Source organism: Litorimonas cladophorae, assembly GCF_014652455.1.
Classification (GTDB): Bacteria; Pseudomonadota; Alphaproteobacteria; order Caulobacterales; family Maricaulaceae; genus Litorimonas; species Litorimonas cladophorae.
The window spans coordinates 917,786-936,565 of record NZ_BMYV01000001.1 but is presented as its reverse complement, the minus strand read 5'-3'; the positions used below and the strand labels follow the sequence as shown (position 1 = coordinate 936,565).

The 18,780-nt window shown below is 53.4% G+C and carries 10 protein-coding genes; 1 reads left to right on the top strand and 9 read right to left on the bottom strand.

Annotation, left to right across the window (positions count from 1 at the left end; all coding sequences use genetic code 11):
- Positions 1 to 26: 26 nt before the first annotated feature.
- From IE073_RS04570 to IE073_RS04530, 9 genes are all read right to left on the bottom strand, one after another.
- A complete protein-coding gene (locus IE073_RS04570; RefSeq protein ID WP_189581855.1) occupies positions 27 to 605 on the bottom strand; it encodes a nicotinate-nucleotide adenylyltransferase in 579 nt (192 codons plus the stop codon).
- Positions 602 to 1,861: a glutamate-5-semialdehyde dehydrogenase gene (locus IE073_RS04565; RefSeq protein ID WP_233349816.1), complete on the bottom strand. Its 1,260-nt coding sequence runs from the start codon at positions 1,859 to 1,861 to the stop codon at positions 602 to 604. The genes IE073_RS04570 and IE073_RS04565 overlap by 4 nt, the downstream gene beginning before the upstream one ends.
- On the bottom strand, positions 1,858 to 2,961 hold the full coding sequence (gene proB / locus IE073_RS04560; RefSeq protein ID WP_189581852.1) for a glutamate 5-kinase: 1,104 nt from the start codon (positions 2,959 to 2,961) through the stop codon (positions 1,858 to 1,860). Before proB ends, IE073_RS04565 begins: the two co-directional genes overlap by 4 nt.
- 3 nt (positions 2,962 to 2,964) lie before the next feature.
- Entirely contained in the window at positions 2,965 to 4,047 is a 1,083-nt protein-coding gene (obgE, locus tag IE073_RS04555) for a GTPase ObgE (RefSeq protein WP_189581849.1), read from the bottom strand.
- A 74-nt stretch (positions 4,048 to 4,121) separates the two neighbouring features.
- The gene (locus tag IE073_RS04550; protein ID WP_189581846.1) at positions 4,122 to 4,655 is read right to left on the bottom strand and encodes a GNAT family N-acetyltransferase; all 534 of its coding nucleotides are present in this window, start codon (positions 4,653 to 4,655) and stop codon (positions 4,122 to 4,124) included.
- Positions 4,656 to 4,784: 129 nt separating this feature from the next.
- Positions 4,785 to 5,051, bottom strand: coding sequence for a 50S ribosomal protein L27 (gene rpmA, locus IE073_RS04545; protein WP_189581844.1), 267 nt, complete (start codon positions 5,049 to 5,051; stop codon positions 4,785 to 4,787).
- A 55-nt stretch (positions 5,052 to 5,106) separates the two neighbouring features.
- The gene (rplU, locus tag IE073_RS04540; RefSeq protein WP_189581841.1) at positions 5,107 to 5,418 is read right to left on the bottom strand and encodes a 50S ribosomal protein L21; all 312 of its coding nucleotides are present in this window, start codon (positions 5,416 to 5,418) and stop codon (positions 5,107 to 5,109) included.
- 287 nt (positions 5,419 to 5,705) lie between these two features.
- Entirely contained in the window at positions 5,706 to 14,708 is a 9,003-nt protein-coding gene (locus IE073_RS04535; RefSeq protein ID WP_189581838.1) for a peptidoglycan-binding protein, read from the bottom strand.
- 127 nt (positions 14,709 to 14,835) lie between these two features.
- A complete protein-coding gene (locus tag IE073_RS04530; protein ID WP_189581835.1) occupies positions 14,836 to 15,528 on the bottom strand; it encodes an HAD-IB family phosphatase in 693 nt (230 codons plus the stop codon).
- Between the two features lie 180 nt (positions 15,529 to 15,708).
- On the opposite strand from IE073_RS04530, the gene IE073_RS04525 reads away from it, so the two are divergent.
- The gene (locus IE073_RS04525; RefSeq protein ID WP_189581832.1) at positions 15,709 to 18,564 is read left to right on the top strand and encodes a M16 family metallopeptidase; all 2,856 of its coding nucleotides are present in this window, start codon (positions 15,709 to 15,711) and stop codon (positions 18,562 to 18,564) included.
- Positions 18,565 to 18,780 lie beyond the last annotated feature (216 nt).

Here is an 18,780-nt window from a genome sequence, read left to right as displayed (position 1 = left end):
ACACTCAAAAGCGTTCTGCTACCGCTCTAACCAGACCGTTTTGCGCGAATGGCAGATGAACTTTGCGGATCAAGGGGCAGGGTGAGATATGACCAAGCCGGTGCGGGGCGAGTTTTCAGCGTATGCGCATGACTTTCACCTATGCGATGGTCGCTGTACTGGCGGGCGGCTTGGCCCAAACGCGCCCTAATTGGGGAGCCTGGCCTTGCGATCACCGCGATCGGAACCGTTTCGACGATCTTCTGCCAGTTTTTCCATTTGGGTAACTGAAGAAGATTATCCGCCCCCATCATAAACACAAAATCCATATTCTGATGTCGCTGGGTTAGGCGGATCAGTAAATCGGCTGTGTATTGCGTTTGATAACGCAGCTCTATGTCAGAGACGCGCATTTTCGGTGGGAGGGGAAGGTTACGAATAGTTTGCGCGCGTGATTCCCATGAGGGCTGCGATGGTTTGAGGGGGTTTTGCGGGCTGACCAACCACCATATTTCGTCCAATTGGAGCTGGCGCAAGCCAGCTCTAGCGACGTGAAGGTGACCGCCATGGGCCGGATTGAATGACCCGCCAAATAATCCGATTGATCTGCGGTTGGCTGTCTTCAAGGTCGGATATGTCCAGTGCCGCGCACTTGGTATTTATAGGTCGTCAGATGTTGAGCCCCGACTGGTCCGCGCGCGTGTAGGCGGCCTGTCGCAATTCCGATCTCCGCCCCGAAACCAAATTCGCCGCCATCTGCATATTGCGTAGAGGCATTGTGCAAGACGATCGCGCTGTCGACGCTGTCGAGGAAAATTTTCGCCGCATTCTCGTTCTCCGTCAGGATCGCATCGGTATGTCCGCTACCATATTTTTCAATATGCGCGAGAGCGCTTTGCATGCCGTCGACGATGGCAACATTCAAGATCGGCGCGAGATGTTCGGTGGCGAAATCGGTTTCGGTTGCGGCCGAAATTTTGGTTAACACGAGACGCGCTCGCCCATCCCCACGCAATTCACAGCGAGAGCCAATTTGGGCTTCAAGTGCTGGCAGAAATTTTTCTGCGATAGCGTCGTCAATTAAAATTGTTTCCGTTGAGCCGCAAACACCTGTTCGCCGAAGTTTCGCATTTTCAATAACTTGGACCGCTTTGCTTAAGTCAGCGTCAGCGTGAACATAGCTGTGATTTAAACCTTCCAAATGCGCCAAAACAGGCACGCGAGCATCCTCCTGCACACGGGCGACAAGGCCTTTCCCGCCCCGCGGAATGATAATATCAATAGTGCCGTCCAATCCGCGTAACATGTCGCCGACCGCGGCGCGGTCTGTCGTTTTGACAAGGGAGATTGAAGCGTCTGGGAGACCTGCCTCTTTGAGCCCTGCTTGCAGAGCTGCATGAATAGCTTGATTGGATCGTAGGCTCTCGGAGCCGCCGCGCAACACACAAGCGTTCCCTGATTTCACGCAAAGTCCACCGGCATCAGCCGTCACGTTTGGACGGCTTTCATAGATCATCCCGATCACGCCGATGGGGACGCGCACTTGTGAAAAATTTAGGCCATTCGGTTGTGTCCATTCGCGTTCGACCGCTCCAACTGGATCGGGTAGAGCAGCAATGGCATCAAGTCCGTCGGCGATACCCGCAACCCGTGCGGAGTCCAATTTTAGGCGATCTAACATTGCGGCTGAGAGGCCTTTGTCGGCAGCAGCGGTCATGTCGGTCGCATTTGCCTCGAGTATGGTAGCTTCGCTTTGTCTGATTTGCTTCGCCATAGCGCGCAGAGCTGCGTTGCGTTTTTCACCGCTGGCCAAGCGTAAGGTGGCCGATGCGGCTTTGGCTGCATGTCCGAGCGCATTCATATCAGTTTCAAGGGTCGTCATAGCATTACCAGATTATCGCGGTGGATCAGTGCTGCGCCATTATCATAACCAAGCACATCTGCAATTGCGCCAGATTGGAGACCTTTGATTTGGTCGGCTTCATGACCGTCATAAGAGACGAGACCGCGCGCAATTTCTGCTCCGTTGACTTTAATAGAGACCGCATCGCCTTTGCCAAACTTACCGCTTATGGAGATGACACCAGCCGGGAGAAGACTGCTACCGCCTTTCAGAGCTTTCAACGCGCCAGAATCAATAGTTAGAACGCCACGCGGTTTCAAGGCGCCCCCAATCCATTGGGCGCGCGCTTTGCGTGGATTGCTTGTCGCTTCAAAGCGCGTGTGTTTTGCACCATTGCAAAGCGCCGCAATTGCCCCTGACTCTCGGCCGTCGCATATAATCATGTCACAACCCGCATTGGTCGCGATTTGGGCGGCTGCCAGTTTGGTCGCCATGCCGCCCGTGCCAACGCCCGCTCCGAGGTTAGATCCCCCGCCCATGGCGAGGATATCGTCAGTCACCCTTGGGACGACTGGAATGTGTTGAGCCGATGAGTTTGTTCGCGGGTCGGCAGTGTAGAGGCCGTCAATATCGGATAAGAGGATCAGAAGATCCGCGCCGATCATTTGAGCCGTCCTTGCGGCCAGACGGTCGTTATCACCATAGCGAATTTCGTCCGTGGCGACTGTATCATTCTCGTTGATAATAGGTATCGCGCCCAATCCAAGAAGCGTTTCCAATGTAGACCGGGCGTTCAACCACCGGCGTCTGTTTTCAGTATCATTGAGGGTCAGCAGCGCTTGCGCCGTGACAATGCCTCTCTTTTCGAGCGCGTCTTCATAGGCACGCGTCAAGCTAGATTGTCCGGCCGCAGCGCAGGCTTGTTTCTGCGCAAGCGAAAGGGACGGATTCGATAAGCCTAATCTTTCGCGGCCGAGCGCAATGGCGCCAGAACTGACCAAGACAATGCGCTTATCCGTGAAACCAGCTAAATCATGCGCCAAGGCGTCGAGCCAACCAGCACGCAATGCATGGGTTTGGCCGTCGACGAGGATCGCCGAGCCGATTTTGATGACGATTGTTTTGGCGTCATCAAACATAGTTTAGGGCGACCAACCTTTGACGTCTTCAATTGCACCGACCGCAATTTTTTCCTGACGCCTTTTTTCTTCTCGCTCGGCTTCTTCACCCGCACGACGACGCTCTACGTGTTGATAGAGGGCAGACAGTACAGGTTTTAAGCCTTGCTGCGCCACGGAACTGATCGGGAAGGGTCTTTGACCACAAACCGATTCTAGCGCGTCTTGAAGCTCTTCAATACGCTCAGGGGTCAGGGCGTCACATTTTGAAATAGCAACGATTTCGGGCTTATCCTCAAAGCTCTCGTGGTAATCCTCAAGCTCCTTACGGATTGTCAGATATTCGGAGACAGGGTCTTCAGAGGTGCCCGGCACGAGATGTAGGATGGCCGCACAACGTTCGGCATGACCCAAGAAACGATGACCTAGCCCAGCTCCTTCGGCCGCGCCTTCAATCAGACCCGGTAGGTCGGCAATGATGAAACGATCAGCAATACTCATACTCACCACCCCAAGATGGGGGTGAAGCGTGGTAAACGGATAATCTGCAGTTTTTGGTTTCGCCGCGGTGACGGTTGAAAGGAATGTAGATTTTCCGGCGTTTGGCAACCCGATTAAACCTGCATCAGCAATGAGTTTTAGGCGGAGCCAAAGCCAACGTTCCTCGCCGTCTTCGCCAGGGTTTGCCTTGCGCGGCGCTTGGTTTGTGGCACTTTTGAAACGTGCATTGCCCCAACCGCCATTTCCGCCTTGGGCGACAAGAACGCGTTCGCCATCTTCCGTCATGTCGGCGAGCACTTCATCAGTTTCGGCGTCAATAACTTGTGTCCCAACAGGCACCTTTAAGGTGATATCGTCGCCAGCGGCGCCGTGACGATCCAATCCCATGCCGTGCATGCCTGTTTTAGCTTTGAAATGCTGTTGGTAGCGATAGTCGATCAATGTGTTGAGACTGCGCGTAGCCTCAAGGTAGATATTACCGCCACGTCCGCCATCACCGCCATTGGGGCCACCAAATGCAATGTTCTTCTCCCGACGGAAGGAGACGCTTCCGCCACCGCCCGCGCCTGAGCTCACATAGATTTTCGCTTGGTCTAGAAATTTCATGAGCTGTCCTTACGCCGCGTGGTGCGCCTTGGCTAGCGCCGCCTGCGTCAGATTTGAGAGTGTCGCGCAACAGATCACGAATCGGCTCTCAAAACGAAATTTATTCCGTCGGCTTTGCATAAACGGGCCATTGAAAAATGCGTGTCTGGACCGCCATGGACTTCGAATCCTAGTTTTTTCAAAACGTGAATGCTGCCAGGGTTATCTTTGAAAACGCCAGCAACGCGGTCTTGTTTCCCCAAACTTGCGTCAGCTTCAGACAGAAGGGCTTTGCAAGCTTCCGTGACATAGCCCATTCCCCAGAAGGGGCGAGCTACCCAATATCCGATCTCCCACAAACTGTCCTTATCCCGCTTGAACAGATCCGCCACGCCGATGAAGGTGTCGTCCTCGGGGAGGGTGATGGCATAGGGGTGCGCTAAACCGCGCCGCTTCAGCGCGCGAAGATGAAGCACTTTGAATTCGGCAGAGAGCAGGGGAAAGGGGTGCGGGAAGCTGCCTGTCATACGCGCAATATCAAAATCCGAGCCATATTTTGAGAATGGCACAGCATCACGGTCCTCTAATTGGCGTAGGACGAGCCGTTCAGTTTCGATTTGATCACGCATGACAATCTCCTTGATCGTCAGCAGGGCCCCGTTTCGAGGCAATAAAAAAGGGAGACCGGGCGGACCCGATCTCCCTGCTATTTCGATACGGGTCGCCTTGTGGCGGTTGACCCGAAAAAGCTCAGGTCTCTATTCAGCGGCCTCTGGGAGGTCGACAGAAACATACATGCGCTCGTTGCGTTTGCGTTGGAAAGATACGCGACCTTCGGTCAATGCGAAGAGTGTGTGATCTTTACCCATGCCAACATTGGCACCAGGATAGTACTTCGTACCGCGTTGGCGAATAATGATGTTACCTGGAATGACAGCTTGGCCACCCGCTTTTTTTACGCCGAGGCGACGGCCAGCACTATCGCGACCGTTATTGGATGAACCACCAGCTTTTTTATGTGCCATGACGCACTCCTGAAATTAGTAGAGGGGCGAGACCCCAAAATTGAAGGTTTGAGCCTTAGCCCTTAATGCCTGTGATGCGGACCACTGTCTCAAACTGACGGTGGCCTTGCTTACGACGATAGTTTTGACGACGCTTCTTCTTGAAAACGATAACTTTATCGCCTTTGCGTTGTTCCAGGACTTCGCCTGTTACGCTTGCGCCTTTGACGAGCGGAGCACCGACTTTTACGTCGCCCTCTGCGCCGTGCATGAGAACATCACCGAAAGTGACGTTTCCGCCCGTTTCGCCGTCGAGTTTCTCGACGATGATGATGTCGTCTTTAGCGACTTTGTACTGCTTACCACCGGTCTGGATGACTGCGAACATGGTCTTGTCCTATAAGTCTTGGTGGGACGAACCCTACCATCAAAATACATAAAAGCCGCGCTGGGCGAATCCCACGGCGGCCAATTCGACGCCCTTATAAGCCCTCGTGTCGGCCTGTCAATCCGCTTGGGCCAAACTTGTCAGAAGACAGGGAGGGCATCCAAAACCAAATCGATAGGTCTACGACAGGATCAAAAGCAAGATACTGGCACCAAAAAACCCCGCTGACGGTGAACGCCAGCGAGGTCTGAAAGTCTTAATCTAACGCCGAAGCGTTAGAAGAAAGCCTAGTTACGTGGGCGAACCCGACCAATGACTTGGCCATTGGCGATGATTTCGCCGTTCGCATTGACGCGACCGATAACAGCACCGGATGTGTTCACAACCGTACCGTCAGCGCGGACTGTGAAGTCACCCGCAGACATGGCGCCCGACGTTGTTGTCGTGGCTGTACCATTGTTAAGGACCGTGCCGCCGGAGCGTCCAACGTTTGAACGTGTGTTCAAGCCGCCAGTTGTCATAGAGCCACCGGACATAGAGCCCGTTGTCACCGCGCCGCCCGTTGCGGATAGACCGCGAAGGATGACTTGACCTGCACTGTTCACAACGTCGCCATTCGCACGAAGTGTGCCAATCATGACGCCGCTTGCGTTGCGGACCGAGTTATCGGAGCCGATTGTGTACCCTGCTGCGCCACCGCTTGCACCGCCAGTCGTTGTTGTGACTGTGGTGCCTGTAGTGAAGCCACCAGTTGTACCCGTTGCGACGCCACCTGAAGTGAAGCCACCCGAGCTAAGCTGGTTGCCAGAGACCATTGAGCGCCAGTTAACACCCAAAGCGTCGACCGTACGGAGCGTCAGGCCACCCGTGGACAGTCCACGAGCCTCTTGGAAGCGCTCGACTGCGGCGTAGGTCGCGCGACCTAGCTGTCCGTCAAGTGCGCCAGAGTAGAAGCCTTCTGTCTGTAGAGCGCGCTGGATGGCGCGAATGACAGTTGGGCTTGCGTTGGCTTCACAAAGAACCTGGCGCCATTCGGCTTTTTCCGGGCTTGTTTGTGTACGACGTTCGATCGTTCCGAACTGCGCCGGGATAACAACAGTTTCTGTCCGTGCGGGCTGAACCACGCGCTGAACTTGGACTGTGTCATAACGGGCAGGGATGACGCGGCGCTCGATACGTGGGGCACCATCAACCACACGACGTGTGATCTGCTTGGTGACCGCTGGGATCGTGCGCTCTGTCGTCCGCGCTGGTGTCTTAACAACACGACGTGTGACCTGCTTCGTAACAGCCGGGATACGACGCTCTTGCGTCGATGCCGGTGTCTTGATGCGACGGCGAGTTTCCGTCTTTGTCACGGCTGGGATCGTACGCTCAACAGTTGACGCTGGTGTCTTCATGACACGACGCGCGACCTGTTTCGTCACAGCTGGGATCGTCCGCTCTGTTACTTGAGCCGGTGTCTTGACGACGCGGCGAGTAACTTGCTTGGTCACAGCTGGGATTGTGCGTTCAACCGTACGAGCCGGTGTCTTGACGACGCGGCGCGTAACAGCCTGCATTGTTGCCGGAATAGTCCGCTCAACAGTGCGTGCAGGTGTTTTGACGACCTGACGGCTGACCTGCTTGGTTACAGCTGGGATCGTACGTTCCTGAGTTGACGCTGGCGTACGCATCACACGGCGTTCAACCTGACGCGTTACCGCTGGGATCGACCGCTCAGTCACACGCGCTGGTGTCTTAACAACACGGCGGGAGACTTGCTTGGTGACCGCTGGGATAGCGCGTTCGATTGTGGACGCTGGTGTTTTGACCACACGACGTGTTTCCGTCTTCGTAACAGCCGGGATCGTACGCTCTTGCGTGCTGGCCGGTGTCTTGACGACGCGACGTGTTTCCACCTTCGTGACCGCAGGGATACGACGCTCAGTCACGCGGGCCGGTGTCTTCACGACGCGGCGTGTGACAGGCTTGCTGATGGCTGGAACCGTACGCTCTGTGACGCTTGCCGGTGTCTTGACGACGCGGCGTGTGACAGCCTTCGTAACGGCCGGTGTTGCACGTTCGACTGTGCGAGCCGGTGTCTTGATGCGACGACGTGTTTCCGTCTTCGTGATCGCTGGGACACGACGCTCTTGTGTAGAGGCCGGTGTCTTAACAACACGACGAGAGACTTGTTTCGTCACAGCTGGGACAGTGCGCTCTACAGTGCGAGCTGGCGTCTTAACGACACGACGTGTTTCCACTTTCGTGACCGCTGGGATCGTCCGCTCTTGCGTAGACGCTGGTGTTTTCACGACGCGGCGAGATACCTGCTTCGTGACCGCTGGTACAGTCCGTTCGATAGTTGACGCTGGTGTCTTAACGACGCGGCGTGTTTCCATCTTTGTGACAGCTGGGATGGCACGTTCAGTTGTCCGCGCTGGCGTTTTCACGACACGACGGGAGACCTGCTTCGTAACGGCCGGTGTTGCACGTTCGACTGTGCGCGCCGGTGTCTTGATGCGACGACGTGTTTCCGTCTTCGTGATGGCTGGGACGCGACGCTCTTGTGTAGAGGCCGGTGTCTTAACAACACGACGAGAAACAACTTTTGTGACCGCCGGTACTGTCCGCTCGATAGTTGACGCTGGTGTCTTAACGACACGGCGTGTTTCCATCTTTGTGACAGCTGGGATGGCACGTTCAGTTGTCCGCGCTGGCGTTTTCACGACACGACGGGAGACCTGCTTGGTCACAGCTGGTGTTGCACGTTCGATAGTTGACGCTGGTGTCTTAACGACGCGGCGTGTTTCCATCTTTGTAACAGCTGGGATTGAACGCTCTTGTGTCCGTGCCGGTGTCTTAACAACACGACGGGACACTTGCTTGGTCACAGCTGGGATTGCACGTTCGATAGTTGACGCTGGTGTCTTGATGACACGACGCGCTTCCATCTTGGTGACGGCTGGAACAACACGCTCAACAGTCGACGCTGGCGTTTTCACGACGCGGCGGCTGATTTGCTTGGTCACAGCTGGGACACGACGCTCAACAGTGGCTGCTGGCGTGGCGACACGACGGCGAGCTTCTGTCTTCGTGATAGCTGGGACGGCACGTTGGATTGTGCTGGCTGGCGTTTTCACGACACGACGGGAGACCTGCTTGGTCACAGCCGGTGTTGCACGTTCGATGGTTGACGCTGGTGTCTTAACGACGCGGCGTGTTTCCATCTTTGTGACAGCTGGGATTGAACGCTCTTGTGTCCGTGCCGGTGTCTTAACGACACGACGGGACACTTGCTTGGTCACAGCTGGGATTGCACGTTCAATGGTTGCCGCTGGTGTCTTAACGACGCGGCGTGTTTCCATCTTTGTGACAGCTGGGATTGAACGCTCTTGTGTCCGCGCTGGTGTCTTAACAACACGACGGGAAACCTGCTTCGTTACAGCCGGTGTTGCACGTTCGATTGTGCGAGCCGGTGTCTTAACGACGCGACGTGTTTCCTGCTTGGTCACAGCTGGGATCGTACGTTCAGCAACAGAGGCTGGCGTTTTCACCACACGACGTGTGACCTGCTTGGTTACAGCTGGGATACTACGCTCGACAGTACGCGCTGGTGTCTTAACGACGCGGCGTGTTTCCATCTTCGTAACAGCTGGGATTGAGCGCTCTTGTGTCCGTGCTGGTGTCTTAACAACACGACGGGACACTTGCTTGGTCACAGCTGGAACTGAACGTTCGACAGTCGCAGCCGGTGTCTTAACGACGCGGCGTGTTTCCATCTTCGTGACAGCTGGGATGACACGTTCCTGAGTAGACGCAGGGCGGTCAACAACGCGGCGCGTAACAGTTTGTGTTACGGCTGGGATTGTCCGCTCTTGTGTCGACGCTGGTGTCTTAACGACGCGACGTGTCCGGGTTTTCGTAACCGCTGGAACCGCACGCTCAACCGTGGAGGCTGGTGTTTTCACAACACGACGAGAAACCTGCTTCGTGACCGCTGGAACGCGACGCTCAACAGTTGCTGCCGGTGTCTTCACACGACGACGGGTCTCAACTTTAGTCACAGCTGGGATTGTCCGCTCTTGTGTCGACGCAGGCGTCTTCACGACGCGACGTGTGACAGTCGATGTTTTCGCAGGGATTGTCCGCTCTTGCGTGCGGGCCGGTGTCTTAACGACGCGGCGTGTCTCAACCTTAGTCACGGCTGGGATCATACGTTCCTGTGTGGACGCTGGACGGTCAACAACACGACGGGACACAGTTTTTGTGACGGCTGGGATAGCGCGTTCAACTGTGCGAGCCGGCGTCTTGATGCGACGACGTGTTTCCGTTTTTGTGACGGCTGGGATCGAGCGCTCAACCGTAGCGGCTGGGCGGTCAACAACACGGCGTGTCACTGTGGACGTCACGGCTGGGACAGTACGCTCAACTGTGCGGGCTGGAGTTTTCACAACGCGCTTGCTGAGTGTTTTCGTTACAGCTGGGACGCGGCGCTCAACAACTTTTGCTGCTTCTGCAACAACACGTGTTGAAACGGAGCCCATCTTCTGACCGAACTGACCGCCGGAGTTGCTTGCGCCGACAAGACGCTCACCACCGGCTGTACGATCCGCGTTCAGCGCATCGCGTTCACCCAAACCATCACGGTCATCACGACCGTCGCGGTTTGCATCAACGAAGCCACGGATACGTGTTCCGCCAGCGAAGGAAGCGCCAGATGCGTCAACGACGCGAGCTGGTGTCTTAACAACGCGACGTGTCAATGTGTCTGTGACGGCTGGAACAGCAACTTCGCGTGTCGACGCTTCGCGATCAACAACACGTTTGCTGATTGTACGTGTGACAGCTGGAATACGACGCTCAACGGCACGAGCCGGGGAGACAACAACCTGTTTTGTGATTGTTTTGTATTTCGCAGGGATCAAGACGCGGCAAAGGATTTCACCCGTCTGGTTCACGATAGTCTCTGTGGATTCGACGACCTGGTTAGATACGCCGTTAAAGACAGTGAATTGACCGCGTGTTGCAGTGTTCACACGTCCGCCAGAGAAAACGCCGGAGTTGATGGCTTGTGAGCCTGGCTTCCACTCTTCGCGAGCTGGTTCAATCAAAACGCGCTCTGAACGTGTTTCGTATTTCGCCGGGATCACGTCGATTTCGGTGCGCTCTGGGGTGACAACAATCGTCTCAGTGACGGTTTTGTATGTCGCTGGAACGACCTCAATACGTGTGGAGGCTTCTTGCGTCACAATCGTTTCCGTCACTGTCTCATAGACAGCTGGGATGATTGTCAGCGTGTTAGCCGCTTCCTGTTGGACATATTGCTGGTTCTCAGTGCGGAACTGCGCTGGAACGGACACATACTCAACAGTTTCAGGCTGAACGACGACTGTTTCTGTAACAGTCTCGTATTCGGCCGGAATAGAGACGAGCTCTGTGCTGGCTTCCTGAACAACAATTGTTTCTGTGACATCGCGATATGTTGCAGGCGTGACGACGAGTTCAGTCGACGCTTCCTGAACAACGAGTGTCTCATTGTATGTTTCGTATACAGCAGGGACAGTCTCATAAGTGACAGATGCAGGCTGCACGACAACAGTTTCAGTAACATTTTTGAATGTCGCTGGGACCGTGATCAGCTCGGCTGTCGCTTCCTTAACAACAACAGTTTGAGACACGGTCTCATAAGTTGCTGGGATGACGACAAGTTCTGTTGCAGCTTCCTGAACCACGACTGTTTCAGTCACGTTCTCATAAGTCGCTGGGATAGAAACGAGCTCTGTGCTGGCTTCCTGAACAACAACGGTTTCAGAGAAAGTCTCATATTGCGCTGGAACAGAGACATATTCGACTGTTTCAGGCTGAACGACGACTGTTTCAGTCACTGTTTCAAACGTAGCGGGCACAGTGACGAGCTCTGTTGTGGCTTCCTGAACGACGACTGTTTCAGTCACGTTCTCGTAAGTTGCCGGAATAGAGACGAGCTCTGTGCTGGCATCTTGAACAACCACTGTTTCAGTGACGTCACGGAAGGTTGCTGGAACAACAACGAGTTCAGTTGATGCTTCTTGAACAACAATCGCTTCTGAAACTGTCTCATAGACAGCTGGGACAGACGCGTAAGTGACGGACGCTGGCTGAACGACAACGGTCTCAGTGACAGTTTCGAATGTCGCTGGGATTGTGACGAGTTCAGTCGATGCTTCTTGAACGACGATGGCTTCGGACACAGTTTCGAAGACAGCCGGGACTGTTTCATATGTGACGGACGCCGGTTGAACGACAACTGTTTCTGTCACTGTCTCAAAGACAGGCGGGACAGTTACGAGTGTTGTGGACGCTTCCTGGACAACGATAGTCTCAGAGACGGTTTCAAAAACAGCTGGAACGGACACATATTCGACGCCAGCAGGCTGAACGACGATAGTCTCAGTTACAGTTTCGAATGTCGCTGGGATTGTGACGAGTTCGGTCGATGCTTCTTGAACGACAACTGGCTCTGACACTGTCTCATAGACAGCTGGGACAGAGACGTACTCGACGGATGCTGGCTGAACGACAACAGTTTCAGTCACAGTTTCGAATGTCGCTGGGATTGTAACGAGTTCAGTCGACGCTTCTTGAACGACGATGGCTTCGGACACAGTCTCAAAGACAGCTGGAACCGTTACATATTCGACGCCAGCAGGCTGGACGACAACGGTTTCAGTGACTGTTTCATAGACAGCTGGGACAGAGACGAGCTCTGTGGACGCTTCCTGAACAACGATCGTTTCGTTGTAGGTTTCGTACTTGGCTGGGACAGCTGCATATTCAACCGTAGCAGGCTGAACGACGACGGTTTCAGTCACAGTCTCATAAGTCGCAGGGACAGTTACGAGTGTCGTGGACGCTTCTTGAACAACGACTGGCTCTTGAATTGTCTCATAAACAGCAGGGACCGAGACATACTCGACGGACGCTGGCTGAACGACGATTGTTTCGTTCACTGTTTCGAATGTCGCTGGGATTGTGACGAGTTCAGTTGACGCTTCTTGAACGACAACAGCTTCGGATACAGTCTCAAAGACAGCTGGAACCGTTACATATTCGACGCCAGCAGGCTGGACGACGACGGTTTCAGTCACAGTTTCGAAGGACGCTGGAATAGTAACCATCTCGGAAGAGGCTTCTTGAACAACGACGGCCTCTGACACGGTCTCATAGACCGCAGGGACAGAGACATATTCAACTGTTGCAGGCTGAACAACAACAGTCTCGGAGACAGTTTCGAATGTCGCAGGGATCGTAACCAGTTCGGTTGACGCTTCCTGAACGACCAAAGTCTCCGTGTAGTTTTCATACTCAGCAGGGACAGACACATATTCGACGCCAGCAGGCTGAACGACGATTGTTTCAGTGACCGTTTCGAATGTCGCTGGGATTGTAACGAGTTCAGTTGAAGCTTCTTGAACGATAACTGGCTCGGAGACTGTCTCATAAACGGCTGGAACAGTTACATATTCAACCGTAGCAGGCTGAACAACAACTGTTTCGCTGACTGTTTCGAATGTCGCTGGAATAGAGACAAGCTCTGTAGAGGCCTCTTGAACAACCATTGTTTCCGACACTGTTTCATAAACAGGTGGGACAACTTGATACTCAACAGTTGCTGGCTGAACGACGACTGTTTCAGTGACAGTCTCGAAGGATGCAGGGATTGTGACCAGCTCAGTGCTAGCTTCCTGAACAACGATCGTTTCTGCATAGTCTTCGTACTCAGCAGGTAGAACTGAATACTCTACACCAGCTGGCTGAACGACAACGGTTTCAGTAACGTTTTCGAACGTCGCTGGAATTGTGACCAACTGCGTGCTTGCTGCTTGGACGAGGACGCTTTCAGTGACAGTTTCGAACACAGCTGGAACTGTGACAAGCTCTGTTGACGCTTCCTGAACAACAACTGTTTCGCTGACTGTTTCAAATGTCGCTGGGATTGTGACGAGCTCTGTCGAGGCGTCTTGAACAACGATTGTTTCTGAAACTGTCTCGAAGACGGCTGGAACAGTTACATATTCGACGCCAGCTGGCTGAACGACAACTGTTTCAGTGACGGTTTCGAAGACCGCTGGGATTGTCACAAGCTCAGTAGACGCTTCTTGTGCGACAACTGTTTCGCTGACTGTTTCAAAAACGGGCGGTACAGTGACGAGCTGAGTTGAAGCTTCTTGGACAACCACAGTCTCTGTGACTGTTTCGTAGGTCGCTGGTACAGTGACGAGCTCTGTTGCCGCTTCTTGTGCAACAACTTGCTCAGTTACAGTTTCAAACTCCGCAGGGATGACTGTGTACTCAACAGACGCAGGCTGAACGACAACTGTCTCGGAAACTGTTTCATAAGTTGCAGGAATTGTGACGAGCTGAGTTGCAGATTCCTGAGCAACGATTGTTTCTTGAACTGTTTCAAAAACAGCTGGGACAGTGACGAGCTCTGTGCTGGCTTCCTGAACAACGACTGTTTCTGTGTAGTTTTCGTAGACAGCTGGGATCGTGACGTATTCAACCGACTCTGGCTGAACGACGACAGTTTCGGAAACTGTTTCGTATACAGGCGGGATAGCAACGAGTTCTGTGCTGGCTTCCTGAACGACAACAGTCTCGGAGACTGTGCGGAAGGATGCGCGGCCAGATGTGTTACCACCTTGATAAGCATTCACAGCGGAGCGTGAAACAATGTTGCCACCAGATGCGACGATGTTGCCTGATCCGTCAAGTGAACCAATGCTGGAGCCTGAGGCGTTGTAAACAGTCCCGTTAGAGGCAACCGAGTAAGTGGTGCCGCCGACGACGAGACGTGTACGTGAAGACCCTGTGCCGATGAGTGTGAGGGGGTTAACGGCATTTGCGGCCAATACGCTGCCATTCGAAGCAACAATATTACCGGAGGCATCAACGTTACCGATGCGCGCGCCCGCAGCATTCGTAACAGTTCTGGAGGAATCGATTGTGTAGGGTGTTCCGTCAATCGTGACAGTTACACGGCCCCGGCCTGGAACGACAGAACCGCCGCCAGCAACGAAGAGCTCATAGCTCTCTTCTTGGACAAGAACGCGTTCTGTGACTGTTTCAAGCTGAGCAGGGATCTTTTTGATCTCTTCACCGGCTTGGCGCAGAACAACCTGCTCAGTCGAAGTTTGATACTGTGCTGGTACGATAACACGAGCAAAGCATTCGCCTGGGAGCGGATTGCCCGGTGGCAGCTCCTGAGCGAGTGTTGGTGCGGCTAAAACCGCGGCCGATGCGGCCAGTAAAAGAGTGCGTTTCATATTACGAAAACCCCCAAAGTCTTCCAGTTTCGTTATCCGCGACATGCGGATATCTCAAAATAGCCCAAATCGACCGCGTAAGCGGACCTAGGGCGTTAACTTCCTCTTAAACTCTGAGGAAGGTAATTCAACGGCTAAATGGTGTTACGCGAAAAGGTCGGAAGAAAGACGCCTTAGCGGCGTGTAACATCTCCTGATCTCCTCTCGTATCACCATAAGCCTCAAGTATGCTCACAGTGTGTGGTGCAAATTGGTCTAAAATGCGGCGAACCTTGTTTGCACCCCAAACATTATAACCATCCAATTCGCCAGTGATTCTGTCGTCTTTGACGGCTAATTCTGTGGCCATGACGTGATTTGCCTGAATGCCACATGAACCTGCCCAATAACGGAGATATGGGCCGATCGAAGCGCTGCATATATATAATGACTCTGGACCATAATTTTTATCGGCTAATTTTGCGTTGATATGTTGCAGTGCAGCTGGGCGGATCAGGCCCGGTATAACATCGCGCGCAAAGTCTGCGGCGCGGTTGTCTACATCTTTGGCCGATTTTCCCGTAAAGAAGCGTTTGACCACGGCTTTCTTGACTGCGTGGCGATCGATACCGCCTAGCTTATAAGCAGCAAAGGTGGGGAGGAGGCGTAGAATATTGCCTGCCCATCCAAAAGGCCCCGCATAATACCGAAGGAAAAGTGCGAATGTGTCTCGAGTTGTAATGGTTCCGTCGAAGTCAAATACAATGATCCCATGCTCGTCATCTGCATTAGACGAATCAAGGGCGCTGACTTTCAGGGACGTAGTGGTCGTGCTTGGCATTGGGCGCGTGATACTTCGAAATGGAAATCTTGCAAGCGCCAAATAGCACCGTGATTTCCAAAATGCTAATCTCTGTAAAGTTGTGGAAAACTGGACTGCTTAACAGCTCTTGCTCTGAAAAGCGGTCCCCTTCAGAGAAGTGCTCAGCGAATCTAATATTGACCTGTTTCCGGATTTATCATGCGTATCTCATTTTTGACCCAAGTCTCTGTTGTCGCTCTTGTTTTCCTTGGCGGGTGCAGGGCGGCGTCGCCTGAAATAGATCCCAGCCTCGATGCGCCTTTTGCGCATATGGCGTCCGATTTGCCGGTTGATCCCGCAATTACCTATGGTGAATTGCCAAATGGGCTTCGCTACGCTGTCCGTCAGAATGCGACGCCAACGAAAACCGCGTCTCTTTTGATGCGGGTCGATACCGGGTCTTTGAACGAAACAGATGAGACACGCGGGTTAGCACATTTTCTTGAGCATATGGCCTTTAACGGATCAGAGAATATCCCAGAAGGTGAAATGACAAAGCGTCTGGAGCGTTTTGGCTTGGCCTTTGGTGCTGATACGAATGCGTCTACTGGGTTCACCGAAACAACCTATCAGTTGGAACTCCCTGACGTCTCAGAAGAGATGCTCAATGAGACGCTAGGGATCATGCGGGAAACAGCGGAGCGTTTGCTTCTGGCTCCTGATGCGATTGAGAAAGAACGTGGCGTTATTCAAGCCGAACGTCGGGCGCGCTCCAATCCAGCGTTTCGCGCCTTTCTGGATCAACTGGATTTTTACGCAGGTCATACAGTTTTACCTGCGCGCTTACCGATAGGCACTGAAGCCACGATTGACACTATTCAACCCGAGCAGTTCAGGGAATTCTATCGTCGCTTTTACCGTCCTGAAAAGACCTTCATCACACTCGTTGGTGATTTAGAGCCCGCTTTTGCCGTTCAGAAGATTGAAGAATTTTTTGGGGATTGGACCGCTTCTGCAGAATTTGAGGCCGGTATGAATGTCGAAATCGACTCTGTTGCGATTACCACTCCACGCGCGCGTGTTTATTCCGATCCAGAAATCCAAACCTCTGTCAATTTGGCGGTGTTGAAAGCGGTTGAAGAGGAACGCGACACGGTTGCCACCCGCAAAACAGGCCGAATCGAAGCTATGGGAAATCGAATGCTCAATCGACGGTTGGGTAAGTTGGCGCGTACTGAAAGTGCGGCCTTCATTTCGGCGGGTGTTGGGCGCAGCAACTTCTTCGACGTGGCTGAGGTGTCGTCTTTGACAGTCAACGCGCAACCCGAAAATTGGGAAGCGGCGCTGGCCCAAGGTGAACAAACGCTTCGTCAAGCTTTGGAGTTCGGCTTCACGCAAGCGGAATTGGACGAACAACTCGCCAATGACGAAAATTCTCTCAAAGTCTCCGTACAAACTTCGCCTACACGCCGTACGCCACGGCTGGCGCGTCAAATTATTGGCGCATTTGGCGGAGAAGCGGTTGTCACTACGCCTGAAACGGCGCTGGAACGTTTCATGGCGAGTAAAGATGAGATCACCTTGGACGCTGTCACCGAAGCCTTCCGCGAAGGCTGGGCCGGTCTCGACGCCGCGCCCCAGCTATATTTGCAAACTTCTGACATTTTGGAAGAGGGCGAGACCAAGCTTTTGGCAGCTTATAGAAAATCCGCCGCTGTCGAGGTTTCACCACGTGCAGAGGATAAGCAATTATCCTTCGCCTATAATGACTTTGGGCCCGCAGGAACCGTCACTAAACGCGAGCGGATTGACGATTTAGACGCGACGCTCATCACCTTCGACAATAATGTGCGTTTGAATTTCAAAAATTCTGATTTTGAAGAAAATGTAATTCGCATGTCCGCAAGGCTCGGTGCCGGCACGTTGAGCGCACCCATCGCCGATGCGCCTGGGTTTGAGACTTATGCGACGAACATGCTCTCTCTTTCTGGATTGGGTCAGCATTCCGTGGATGACATCAGAACATTGATGGCGGGACGGTCCGTGGGCGTTGGCCGCGGGCTAGGCGATACAACAATGACCTTGTCAGGTTCGACAACGCCAGACGACCTTGAACTGCAATTTAAGCTCATGGCGGCTTATGCCACCGACCCGGGCTACCGCCCAGAGGCGCAAGCCCAATATGACAAGTATATTCGATCTTGGTATCCGACGCTGGACAGCACGCCTGCTGGCGTTGCCAGCCGCGATCTTGGACGGATCTTGCGTTCAGGAGACAAGCGCTGGGGCCTACCAGATGAAGCTGATCTTTTGGATGTAGATTTCGATTTGATTAAAAGCTGGATGGACGAGAATGTTCTCAACGGCGCGATTGAACTCACTGTCGTCGGGGACGTCGAGGAAGATGTTTTAGTCGACGCCGTTGCCAAGACTTTCGGCGCGTTGCCAGAACGTCCGGCCCAAAGTTACGTGCCTGATCCTGCGTTAACGGCAATCAAGTTTCCCGCTGGGACCAAGCGTCCCATTAAATTGACTCACGCAGGCGATGCAGAAACAGCGCGCCTATATATTTATTGGCCTGCGCCCGACGGAAGCGATGTTTTACAATCTCGCCATGCGCAAATGCTATCCAATTTGTTTGAGCTGCGGTTGACGGAAGTTTTGCGCGAAGACGAGGGGGCGACCTATTCCCCCGGTGTGTCGCAATCGAGTTCTCGTCTTTACCCCGGATATGGTTTTATCGGCGCGCAAATTGAGGTCAGCCCGGACCGGATTGATTTGATGGCAGAAGAAATTCGCGAAGTTGCGGAGAGTTTTCGGGCTGGAGATATTGATCCCGATGTTTTCGAGCGCGCAATCAAACCCATATTGGAAAACCTTGAAACAAGTCTTGAAAATAACAGTCTTTGGATGAGCGTCTTGCGCGAAGCCCAATCCGACCCTTCAGGCCTTGAGCGTTTTCGCTCGCGAGAAGACACGTATCAAAATATGACACTTGAGGACCTGAAACCTTTGGCGGAACAAGTGTTTATCAATGCATCAGCGGTTGAGATACAGATTTTGCCTGGCGGCTAAGGTCAAATGAGCTCACGGTTGAATTTGGCTTGGCCTTTGCAAACCTCCGAGAGTGACTGAAATTAAACCATTTTTTGTCACACTCTGTTTAGAATTAAGAGCTTTTTAACCACGTTTTCCACCTTTGTGTTTCACAGTTGGACAGTTTCTCCTTCTGGCAGAGCGGATGCAACATCACTCCCATAACGCAGTCACACCGTTCCAAAACGGGCCCAA

Bases quoted from the DNA above. Each gene is read 5' to 3' on its own strand.
- IE073_RS04565 (WP_233349816.1), bottom strand. From the start codon at position 1,861: ATGACGACCCTTGAAACTGATATGAATGCGCTCGGACATGCAGCCAAA.
- proB (WP_189581852.1), bottom strand. From the start codon at position 2,961: ATGTTTGATGACGCCAAAACAATCGTCATCAAAATCGGCTCGGCGATC.
- obgE (WP_189581849.1), bottom strand. From the start codon at position 4,047: ATGAAATTTCTAGACCAAGCGAAAATCTATGTGAGCTCAGGCGCGGGC.
- IE073_RS04550 (WP_189581846.1), bottom strand. From the start codon at position 4,655: ATGCGTGATCAAATCGAAACTGAACGGCTCGTCCTACGCCAATTAGAG.
- rpmA (WP_189581844.1), bottom strand. From the start codon at position 5,051: ATGGCACATAAAAAAGCTGGTGGTTCATCCAATAACGGTCGCGATAGT.
- rplU (WP_189581841.1), bottom strand. From the start codon at position 5,418: ATGTTCGCAGTCATCCAGACCGGTGGTAAGCAGTACAAAGTCGCTAAA.
- IE073_RS04535 (WP_189581838.1), bottom strand. From the start codon at position 14,708: ATGAAACGCACTCTTTTACTGGCCGCATCGGCCGCGGTTTTAGCCGCA.
- IE073_RS04530 (WP_189581835.1), bottom strand. From the start codon at position 15,528: ATGCCAAGCACGACCACTACGTCCCTGAAAGTCAGCGCCCTTGATTCG.
- IE073_RS04525 (WP_189581832.1), top strand. From the start codon at position 15,709: ATGCGTATCTCATTTTTGACCCAAGTCTCTGTTGTCGCTCTTGTTTTC.